Below are 10,264 nucleotides of genomic sequence, written 5' to 3' on the forward strand. Positions count from 1 at the left end.
GCTCGCGACGACCATCCCGCTCGAGGATTGCCGCCTGTGGTTATGGATTCCGGGTTCATTCGCTTTGCGAATGCACCAGACTGACCGGCGGAGATATCAGGCTCCACGTAAGTCCTGGCGGAACAATTAAACAACAACGCCAGCCGGTGCATCATGCGCGGGCCGGCGTTCGAGTTGGCCGAGAGGAAGTCGCCCGGGTCAGATCGCCGCGGCGACCTGGTCTAGTCCGATGATGCGCGCGAGCTTGCGCACTTCTTCCTTCTGGTCGTCACGGAGCTGGAACAACAGCGGCATGGCGGCCGATTTGAGTTCCTGGACCTCGGCCGAATCCGGGTCGATCGGCGGCGTGCCGTTCGCGGCGCCACCAGTCGGGCGGGTCGAATGGATCTTCTTGGCGACCGCGCGCAGCGCGGTCTCGACCGCCGGCCAGTAATATTCCTGGCTCGAAGAAAGCTTCAGCCGTTCCTTGATGCCGGCGATCTGCACATCGCTGAGCAACGCGTAGGATTTCTGCAGCGGCGGCTTGGCCACGACCTTGGGCTTCGACGTTCCAGTCTGCGAAGGCGCAACGGCTTGCGGCTGCGGCGCGCTCTCGGGGACCGCGGCGACGGCTTTCGCCGCATCGACATCGGCCGGGCTCGAGGAGGCGTAGGCCTGTCGCAGCGGCTCGCTGACCTCGACGGTCTGCGACGGCTCGATCGCGGCCAGCGCGAGCTTGACGACCGTCAGGCGATCCTGCTTGGCCTCACGGTTGGCGACCGGGCTCTTGGCGACGACGGCCGGCAGCTCCTCGCCAATGGCCTGCATGCTGCTCTGGGACAGGACGCTGGTGACAGCCGCGCCGACGACGAGAATGCAAGTCAGCGCGATGATGGTGATGGCTCGCGTCAAACGGTTCTCCGTTTCGGTCGGGCGAACGGTCGCCTCTTTCCGAGAAAACTTGGGGCTAATTAAGGCCCAACCGCGCCTTCGGACGGCAAATTTGAGGTTCCATTACCGCCGGAGCCGGTCAGGCCGCGGCCGCCAGCTCATAGGCCGCCTGGATGTCGGCGACGATGTCGGAGGCCTCCCAGACCGCGCCGGGCTCGACCGAGCGCAGGCTCACCGTCCAGTTCGAGCCGCGCGAGGTGCGCGGGGTTGAGACCACCTCGAACCTGACATTGCGGCACAGCGGATGCCGCTGCAGCGCGTGGCCGACCCGCATCCTCAGCTCCTCCAGCGTGGCCGGCGTCTTCGTGAAGAACTTCTGCAGATCCATCACCCGTCCCCTGTCTTGGCGGGCCTTGGCCCGGCGGCTTTCGGATCGGGATGTTGGAGCTGCGTGGTTAATGGCGGGTTAAGTCGGCGTCGTACAACCCCCGGGAAACTCCGGGGCCTTCGGCTCTGCCGCGCGATATTCCACAACCGTGCGCGCGATCAAATCCGCAACGTCAGGCACGTCGGTGACGCCGGAGGTCGAATGCCCACCGCTCCAGACGTCGCGCCAGCGCTTTGGCCGCGCCTCGCGCGCGGCAATGTCGATGTCATGGCCGACATCGATCGCGCCGTGCGGCGGAAGGTTGTCGGGATCGAGGCCGGCCGCAACGATCGAGGGCTTCAGCATATTGGTCTGCAGCCCGGTGAAGGCCGTGGTGAGCAGGACGTCGTCGGCGGAGGAGGCGACCAGCATCGCCTTGTAGCGCGCATCGGCCATGCTCTCGCGGGTGGCGATGAACTTGGTGCCCATGTAGGCGAGGTCGCAGCCGAGCACCTCGGCGGCGCGCAGCGCTGTTCCGTCGGCGATGCCGCCGGCGAGCACCAGCGGTCCGTTGAAGAAGGCGCGCACCGCACGGACGAAGGCGAACGGGTTGAGCCAGCCGGTCTGGCCGCCGGCGCCGGCGGTGAGCAGCACGAGACCGTCGGCGCCGGCCGCGATCGCGCGCTCGGCGTGGCGGATCGAGGCGACGTCGGCGAAGACCAGGGCGCCGGCGTCATGCAGCGGGGCGATCACGGGCGCCGGCGAGCCGACCGAGGTGATGACGACCTCGCATCCGCGGCGAAGCAGCACGGCGAGGTCTTCTCGCAATCGTGCATTGGAGCGGTGCACGATCAGGTTCGGACAGATCGGCGCCGCCGCCCTGCCGGTCGCTTCCGACGACGCGCGCAGTCGCATCTCGATCTCAGTCAGCCAACCCTCGAGCATGTCGGCGCTGCGGCAGTTCACCGTCGGGAACGCGCCGATCACGCCGTTGGCGCAGGCGGCCGCCACGAGCTCGACACCCGACACCAGGAACATCGGAGCGGCGATCAGGGGCAGGCCGAGGCGGCCGTGAAAGCGTGCGAGAGGCTCGACTGTTTGCAAAGCGAAAGTCCTTGCCAGCGTTTGCCGAACATTGGCACGATCGAACCCAAAGACAAAACCTGTCATTCCGGGATGTGCGCAAGCACAAACCCGGATGACGACGGATGGAGAACGCCATGACTCCACTCAACGCCTTTCCACCGGGCTGTGCGCAGACGCTCCGAGCGCTCGCGCGCTATCCGTCGCAAACCGCGTTTGCCTGGCCGGGCGGATCGCTGAGCTACCAGGGCGCGGCCGACCTGATCGGCCGGATGCAGAGCGTGTTCATGCAGCTTGCGCTGCCGCCCGGGTCGCGCGTCGCGTTCCTCACCGCCAACCGCGCCGACACCTGGTGCGCCGGCGTCGCCGCGCAATTGTCGCGGCTCGCGATCACCTGGCTGCATCCGCTCGGCTCGCTCGACGACCAATTGTTTCAGCTCGAGGATTCCGAGGCGCAGATGCTGGTGGTCGACGCGGCCGCCTTCCGCGACCGCGGTGGCGAGCTCGCCGCGCGGGCGCAAGGCGTCAAGACCGTGTTCACGCTCGGCGCTGCGCCCTATGGGCGCGACCTGCTGGCCGCGATCGAGCAGGCCGGTCACGCCACCGCACGTTCTTTCGCCGGCGCCGACGACGTCGCGACGCTGAACTACACCGGCGGCACCATCGGGAAATCCAAGGGCGCGCTGCGCACCCACCGCGAATATGGCGGCTTCGCCAGCGCCATCCTCGCCGATTTCGAGATTCCGGACGGCGCGCGCTATCTCACGGTGGCACCGATCAGCCATGTCGCCGGCACCAAGGTGCTGCCGACATTGATGCGCGGCGGCACCGTGCACATGCTGAAGGGGTTCGATCCCGAGGCGGTGCTGAGCACGATCGCGCGCGAGCGCATCAACTTCACCCTGTTCGTGCCGACCATGATCTACGTGTTGCTCGACCATCCCGCGCTGTCGCGGACCGATCTCTCCTCGCTCGAGCTCGTGCTCTACGGGGCATCGGCGATGTCGCCGTCGCGGCTGGTCGAGGGCATCGAACGGATCGGCCCGGTGTTCTCGCAGCTCTACGGCCAGACCGAATGCTATCCGGTCTCGGTGCTGCGCAAGGCCGACCACGATCCAAGGACGCCGGAACTGCTGTTGTCCTGCGGCTTCCCGATCGCCGCCTGCGAGGTCAAGGTGCTCGACGACAACGACGAGGAAGTCAGGACCGGCGAGGCCGGCGAAATCTGCGTGCGCGCGCCGCATGTGATGGCCGGATACTGGAAGCGGCCGGACATCACGGCCGAGACGCTGAAGAATGGCTGGCTGCACACCGGCGACATCGCCCGCGCCGACGAGCGCGGCTATCTCTTCATCCTCGACCGCAAGAAGGACATGATCGTCTCCGGCGGCTTCAACATCTTTCCGCGCGAGGTGGAGGACGTGCTGAGCCAGCATGCCGACGTCGCGATGTGTGCCGTGGTCGGCGTGCCCGACGACAAATGGGGCGAGGCCGTCACCGCGGTGGTGGTGGCGCGCGAAGGCGCGAGCCCCGATCCGGACGAGCTGATCAATCTGGTGAAGGGCAGGAAAGGCTCGGCGCACGCGCCGAAGCAGGTGCAGTTCGTCACGGAGCTGCCGATGACCGGCGTCGGCAAGGTCGACAAGAAGGCGCTGCGCGCCGGCTTCTGGGCCGGCCGCGACAGGATGGTGGGGTAACCGGCCGCAAAGATTCGTCGGATGGGCAAAGCGACGCGTGCCCACCATTGAAGACCACGCTGTCGAGACCATGGTGGGCACGCTTCGCTTAGCCCACCCCTACCGATCTCGTGACGCCGTAAAAAGTTAGCGGCTCCCCGGAAAAAACTCCGGCCAGAGCGCGCGCCATTTCGCGGCGAGCGGGCCGAAATCGGAGGGGCCGATCTCGTGGCATTCGGCGCCCGGCGCCGGTTGCACCCAGGTTTGCGCGCTTCGGCCGTAGAAATGCGCGATCGGTTCGAGCCATTTGGTGTCGTCGAGCGTGCCAGCTCGTATGTTCACCGTCTCCGGCCGGCTCCGGCGCGAACCGTAGAGCCGTGTCCCACAGACCTCGCAGAACCAGGAGGCAACCTCGGCGCCGCTCGGCGAGCGATGATGCCAGCCCTTCGGCTCGCCCGTCACGAAGCGCAGCCCGCTGGTCTCGACCGGCATGTTGAGGGCAAAGGCGCTGCCGGACCTCGTCTGGCAGTCGGTGCAATGGCAGGTGTAGAGCAGCAGCGGAAACGTTGTCACTTCATAGCGGATCGCGCCGCAGGCGCACCCGCCGGTCAGGGGAAGTGAAGGCCGCGCACCCATTGATCCGCCCCGATGTCCTTCCCAGTATCCCTGGAGATCGGAGCTTACGCAAGACTAACTCACTGCATCACCGATTTTCAGCTCGCCGCGGCGAATTTCCCTTCGATGCCGCTCGGCACCTCGATGTCGACCTCGAGCGTCGAGACCATCTTGCCGCGTTCCATCCGCACGATGACCTTGTCCGGATCGAGCGTGACATGACGCGACACGACCTGGAGGATCTCCTCGCGCAACTGCATCAGGAGGTCGGGCTGGCCCCGCGCTCCCCGCTCATGGGCGAGCAGGATCTGCAGCCGCTCCCGCGCGATCGGCGCCGTGGGGGCCGGCTCCGGAGCAGGAGTCCTGTTGAAGAACCGCAGCATGCTCATGCAGCCCTCCGTCCGCGCAGCAGGTCCATCAGTCCCTTGCGGCCGGCCGGCACGATCATCGGCAGCGTCTCGCCGAGCAGCCGCCGCGTCGCATCGAGATAGGCCCGGGCCGGCGCGCTCGAGGGGCTGTTCAGCGTGACCGGGCAGCCGACATTGGAGGCGCGCAGCACGTCCTGGCTTTCCGGGATGATGCCGAGCAGCGGGGTCGCGAGGATCTCCAGGATGTCGTCGATGGTGAGCATCTCGCCGCGCGCGGCGCGCGCCGGATCGTAGCGGGTGATCAGGATGTGCTTCTCGACCCGCTCGCCCTTTTCGGCCCGCACGGTCTTGGAATCGAGCATGCCGATGATGCGATCGGAATCGCGCACCGAGGAGACCTCGGGATTGGTGACGATGACCGCCTCGTCGGCATGGCGCATCGCGAGCATGGCGCCGCGCTCGATGCCGGCCGGGCTGTCGCACAGCACCCAGTCGCAGTTCTCGCGCAGCTCGCCGATGATGCGTCCCACGCCCTCCTCGGTCAGCGCGTCCTTGTCCTTGGTCTGCGACGCCGGCAACAGCCAAAGGTTCTCCAGCCGCTTGTCGCGGATCAGCGCCTGCGGCAGCTTGGCGATGCCCTGCACGACGTTGATGAGGTCGAACACGACGCGCCGCTCCGCCCCCATCACCAGGTCGAGATTGCGCAGGCCGACGTCGAAATCGACGACCACCACCTTCTGTCCCGCCTGCGCGAGCGCCGCGCCGATCGACGCGGTAGTGGTGGTTTTACCGACTCCGCCCTTGCCGGACGTCACAACGAGCACTTTCGCCATTCTAGCCTCCTCTTGGGGATCTCTTGCGATTTGAAATTCAGTTCAGCGGGGTGACCCGCATGATCTTGCCGTCGAGCCAGGCCTGCGCCGGCTTGCCGCGCAGATCCACGTCGATCTCGTCCGCCGTCTGGTAGTAGCCGTCGATGGCGATCAGCTCGGCCTCGATCTTCTGGCAATAGATGCGCGCCGAGCCGTTGCCGTTGACGCCGGCCATCGCGCGGCCGCGCAGCGCGCCGTAGACGTGAATGGAGCCGCCGGCCACGATCTCCGCGCCCGAGCCGACCGAGCCCAGCACCGTGACGTCGCCCTCGATGAAATTGACCGACTGGCCTGAGCGCACCGGCGTGTCGAGCAGCAGCGAGGTCTTCTGCGGCTTGGCCTCGCGCTTCTCGGGCGCGTGCGGCAGGTAGCAATGGCGCCCTCCGGTCAACAGCGGCGGCATGTCCTCGCCGATCAGGGCGGCATCGACGCCCTCGATGCCGAGAATGCGAATCTGGCGCTGCTCGACGCTCTTGATGAGGTGGGTGATGGCGGACTGGCTGAGATCGAGCGCCGACAGGTCGAGGACGACGGGCTTGCCGACGAAGAAACCGGGAGAGCGCGCGATCGTTGCGTCGATCTCCTTGAGCCAACCAATGATCGGTACGACCGGAGAAAAAACGAATGCAACATAGGAGCGCCCGCGCAGCCGCATCAGCTGGCGTGGCGGTTCGGCGCTGGAATCCATCATGTTTCGACTCGCCTTTGTTATCGAATGGTTAAAAGTCGGCGGTCTTGGTTAACGCGCAGTTAATGCCTTCAGAAATCGCGCCAAAAAACCCCGGCATTTACGAAACCTTAAGGGGTTACCCCCTCGGCCCCAAACTCAACGCAGTTCTGCCCTGATTCGAACCTAATATAGTCGCGACGCCGCTGCATCACATCGCGGTGACGAGCACAGGCGTCGCCGGGGTGAGGTAACTTTTGCGTCGCGCTTTGGCGGTGCAAACGCTGGGGTCGGTACGAGTAGCCTAATGTGGTCGTTGATGACAGTGCGACATCTCGGCTCCGCTTCAAGCCCGACGCAAATGACGTCACGGGCTTCCGCCGCGCCCAGCGATCGACGTTTTCTTCCTTCATCACGAATGAGCGCGGCCGTCTCCGCTGGCGGGACCGCTCCGCCTTGAGCCTTTGGCACATCGCACGTTCGAAGGAATGCAAACCGCGTGCAACAGCAGGAAATCGCAGGAAATCGGAGGAGTAGCGTATGAGTGGAAATGAATCAGAGCAGATCGGCCCGCACGATCCGTTGCACTATGCGCCCCGGCGCTTGCGCGAACGGCCGGCATCGCGGCTGGCCGCGGTCGAGGAGACACGGCCGGCGCAGGACAAGCGGGCCGAGCCCGTCGGTCGCGCGATCCAGCCGAGCGGTCCCCAGGATTCGCAGCTCGAGAGCGCGGTCTATGAATCGCTCCGCCGTCCCCTCGATCCGCAGGTGATGCTCAGCTCGCAGACGCTGGAGCGCGATCTCGACCGGCGCGGCGCGATGTTCGGAGTCGCCGGACGGCTCGCCGCGGCCATCGGCGTCTCGGCCGCGGTCGCGCTGTTCTTCGTCATCATGATCCCGTCGTCGCGGCAGCCCGAGCCGTCCAGTTCGAGCTCGCTGTCGACGACCATGCAGCAGTTCTCGGCCGCGCTGTCGCAGCGTCCGCCGAGCGAGGACGCCAAGCCGGCGATCGCCGAATTCCAGTCGCTGTTGGCGTCGACCGACCAGGCCCAGGCCCAGCCTGCCGCCGACAAGCAATCCGATCCCAGACTGCTGCAGCAATTCATGCAGTGGCGGCAAAAAACGAACCCGGCAGGAACCGCTCAATAGCGAACAACAACAACAGAAGCGGTAATGTAATGCATCAGCGTCCTGAACCACCCCGGCGGCGAAGCTTCCATGCCAACGCCCGCTGGGCGATCCCCCTATTCGGCGCCCTGCTCATCGGCAATGCGAGCACGGCCGCAGGCGACAACATCTCCATCGTGCGCGACCTCGCGAGCCGCCTCGGGCCGATCATCGGCTCGGCGCTGGCCTGCCAGAACATCGCGCGCCCCCGCGTCCAGGTGATCATCGACAAGTTCCAGACGGTGATCCAGCAGACCGCGTCCAACGACGCCGAACGCGACGATGTTTCGCGGCTGTTCGACCGCTACGTCTCCGACGGGCGCGGCTCGGTGATGAACGGAAAGGTCGACTGCCGGTCGGCCGACCGCCAGCTCGCCGAGATCGAGCAGTCGATCGGCGTGTCGTCCTACTCGCCTTCGATCGCCGACGCCATCGCGCCCCCGACGGCGCAGGCCGCGACCGCGCCGACCCAGGCCCTGCCGCCGGCCAATGTACACGGCGTGACGGACCGCGAGATCCGCTTCGGCACCGTGGTCGCGCTGTCCGGCGCGGCGAAGGAGAACGGCCGACAGCTCAAGATGGGCATCGAGGCCGCGTTCGGAAAGGCGAACGATTCGGGCGGCGTCAACGGCCGTCTGCTCAAGCTGATCGCCTATGACGACGGCTACGACCCGTCGCGGACGCTCGCGGGCATGAAGCAACTCTACGAGAAGGACAACGTGTTCGGCTTCATCGGCAACCAGGGCACGCCGACGGCGGCGATCGCCGCGCCTTACGCGCTGGAGCATCACGCGCTGTTCTACGCGCCGCATACCGGCGCCCCCGTCGTTCGCAACGATCCGCCCGACCGCTACGTCTTCAACTACAAGCCAAGCTACGTGGAGGAAGCCGATCAGGCGGTGCGCTACCTGCTGAAGATACGCAAGATTCCACCGCGGCAGATCGCGGTGTTCGGACAGAACGACGCCTATGGCGATTCGGGCTACAACGGCGTCACCCGGGCCTATCGCGCGCTCGGCATCAGCGACAACGTCCTGAAGCTGACCTACCAGCGCAACACGGTCGACGTGGACGATGCCATCAATACGCTCCGGCTGCAGAAGGTGCCGATCCGCGCCGTCGTGACGGTCGGGACCTATCGCCCGGTGGCGAAGTTCATCGAGAAGAGTCACGACCTATTCCCCGGCATGATCTACACCAGCGTCTCCGCCGTGGGTCCGTCGTCGCTCGCCGATGAATTGACGATGCTCGGACCGAGATTCACCGAGAACGTCATCGTCACCCAGGCGGTGCCCGCGGTGTCGGGTTATTCCAGCATCGTGCTCGACTACAAGAACGCGCTGCAGAAGTACTTCCCCGGCGAGAAGCCCGACTACATCTCGCTCGAGGGCTTCGTGGCGACGAACGTGCTGATCGACGCGCTCAGGCGGTGCGGCCCGCAGCTCGATACCGAGAAGCTGGTCGACATCATGGAAGCGACCAAGAATCTCGACCTCGGTCTCGGCACACCGCTGAACTTCGGCCGCGGCGAGCACCAGGCCTCGCACAAGGTCTGGGGAACGATGCTGGACCAGAACGGCGTCTACCAATCCATCGATCTCGAATGATCCCTGCGAAGCCGGCCCCGTAAAAGGGCCGGCTTCGTGCCAATAGCCCTATGTCACGACCGTCGCTCGTCTGCGCTTCCCGGCTGGCGCCCGTTCGGACGTCTCCAGCCGGCGAGGCCCGCGTACACAGCCCGCCGACGATCGGATCGCAAGGCCAATAACAACAACACTGGGGCCACTGCGTAGCATCGCGCGGCGGCCATCGACCCGAACCAGACCGGTATCGCGCAACAGGAAGAAACAGCAACAAGGACGGTAGAGAACCATGTCCATCCAACGCTTCAACTCGACCCGGCAACGGAGTTCGTACCTTACCGCTCGCTGGGTGATCCCTCTGTTCGGAGCACTGCTCGTCGGCGACGCGAGCACGGCTGCTGGCGACAATCTGAGCATCGTCCGCGATCTCGCGGGCCGTGTCGGACCCATCATCGGCTCGGCGCTCGCCTGCCAGAACATCGCGCGGCCCAGGGTCCAGGTGATCATCGACAAGTTCCAGGCGGTGATCCGGGAGGCGTCCTCCACCGACGCCGAACGAGACGACGTCTCGCGGCTGTTCGACCGCCACGTCTCCGACGGCCGCGGCTCGGTGACGAGCGGCAAGCTCGATTGCCGATCGGCGGACCGCCAGCTCGCCGACCTCGAGCAATCGATCGGCGTGGCGCCGCCTCCGTCGTCCACACTCGCCGAAGCCATCGCGCCGACGGCGGCCCAGGCGGCCGTGGCGCCCACCCAGGCGCTGCCGGGCGCGCTGCCGCACGGCATCACCGATCGCGAGATCCGCATGGGCATGGTGATCCCCTACACCGGCGCCGTGAAGGAGAACGGCCGCATGTTCAAGCTCGGCATCGAGTCCGCCTTCGCCAAGGCGAACGATACCGGCGGCATCAACGGCCGGCTGATCAAGCTCTACACGGCCGACGACGGCTACGAGCCGACGCGGACGCTGGATGCCATGAAGCAGCTCTACGAGAA

General features: G+C 66.1%; 11 protein-coding genes. 4 read left to right on the forward strand and 7 right to left on the reverse strand.

Features of this window, described 5'->3' with window-relative positions:
- Positions 1-198 precede the first annotated feature (198 nt).
- The 3 genes from JOY90_RS37495 to JOY90_RS37505 all read right to left on the reverse strand — a co-directional run bounded on the left by JOY90_RS37495 (position 199) and on the right by JOY90_RS37505 (position 2,341).
- Positions 199-891, reverse strand: a complete 693-nt coding sequence (locus tag JOY90_RS37495) for a hypothetical protein (RefSeq protein ID WP_291696123.1) — start codon at positions 889-891, stop codon at positions 199-201.
- 118 nt (positions 892-1,009) lie between these two features.
- The gene (locus JOY90_RS37500; protein WP_291696124.1) at positions 1,010-1,258 is read right to left on the reverse strand and encodes a hypothetical protein; all 249 of its coding nucleotides are present in this window, start codon (positions 1,256-1,258) and stop codon (positions 1,010-1,012) included.
- 78 nt (positions 1,259-1,336) lie between these two features.
- On the reverse strand, positions 1,337-2,341 hold the full coding sequence (locus tag JOY90_RS37505) for a nitronate monooxygenase family protein (RefSeq protein WP_291696125.1): 1,005 nt from the start codon (positions 2,339-2,341) through the stop codon (positions 1,337-1,339).
- A 116-nt stretch (positions 2,342-2,457) separates the two neighbouring features.
- On the opposite strand from JOY90_RS37505, the gene JOY90_RS37510 reads away from it, so the two are divergent.
- A complete protein-coding gene (locus JOY90_RS37510; RefSeq protein WP_291696126.1) occupies positions 2,458-4,017 on the forward strand; it encodes an AMP-binding protein in 1,560 nt (519 codons plus the stop codon).
- A 126-nt stretch (positions 4,018-4,143) separates the two neighbouring features.
- Here the strand turns inward: JOY90_RS37510 and JOY90_RS37515 are convergent, their stop codons facing one another.
- The 4 genes from JOY90_RS37515 to minC all read right to left on the reverse strand — a co-directional run bounded on the left by JOY90_RS37515 (position 4,144) and on the right by minC (position 6,539).
- Positions 4,144-4,569 carry a GFA family protein gene (locus tag JOY90_RS37515; RefSeq protein ID WP_291696127.1) on the reverse strand — a complete coding sequence of 142 codons (426 nt, stop codon included), beginning with the start codon at positions 4,567-4,569 and terminating at the stop codon, positions 4,144-4,146.
- 140 nt (positions 4,570-4,709) lie between these two features.
- Entirely contained in the window at positions 4,710-5,000 is a 291-nt protein-coding gene (minE, locus tag JOY90_RS37520) for a cell division topological specificity factor MinE (RefSeq protein ID WP_291696128.1), read from the reverse strand.
- On the reverse strand, positions 4,997-5,812 hold the full coding sequence (gene minD, locus JOY90_RS37525; protein WP_291696129.1) for a septum site-determining protein MinD: 816 nt from the start codon (positions 5,810-5,812) through the stop codon (positions 4,997-4,999). Before minD ends, minE begins: the two co-directional genes overlap by 4 nt.
- A 37-nt stretch (positions 5,813-5,849) precedes the next feature.
- A complete protein-coding gene (minC, locus tag JOY90_RS37530) occupies positions 5,850-6,539 on the reverse strand; it encodes a septum site-determining protein MinC (RefSeq protein WP_291696133.1) in 690 nt (229 codons plus the stop codon).
- Between the two features lie 519 nt (positions 6,540-7,058).
- Here minC and JOY90_RS37535 point away from each other — a divergent pair.
- The 3 genes from JOY90_RS37535 to JOY90_RS37545 form a co-directional block, all read left to right on the forward strand.
- Complete coding sequence (locus JOY90_RS37535; RefSeq protein WP_291696130.1) at positions 7,059-7,667, forward strand: hypothetical protein; 609 nt, start codon at positions 7,059-7,061, stop codon at positions 7,665-7,667.
- 29 nt (positions 7,668-7,696) lie between these two features.
- Positions 7,697-9,292 (forward strand): ABC transporter substrate-binding protein, encoded by a 1,596-nt coding sequence (locus tag JOY90_RS37540; protein ID WP_291696131.1) that lies wholly within the window; start codon positions 7,697-7,699, stop codon positions 9,290-9,292.
- A gap of 265 nt (positions 9,293-9,557) precedes the next feature.
- Positions 9,558-10,264: ABC transporter substrate-binding protein (locus JOY90_RS37545; RefSeq protein ID WP_291696132.1), on the forward strand; the 707-nt coding region annotated here is incomplete at its 3' end.

The organism is Bradyrhizobium sp., from assembly GCF_019242285.1.
Lineage (GTDB): Bacteria > Pseudomonadota > Alphaproteobacteria > Rhizobiales > Xanthobacteraceae > Bradyrhizobium.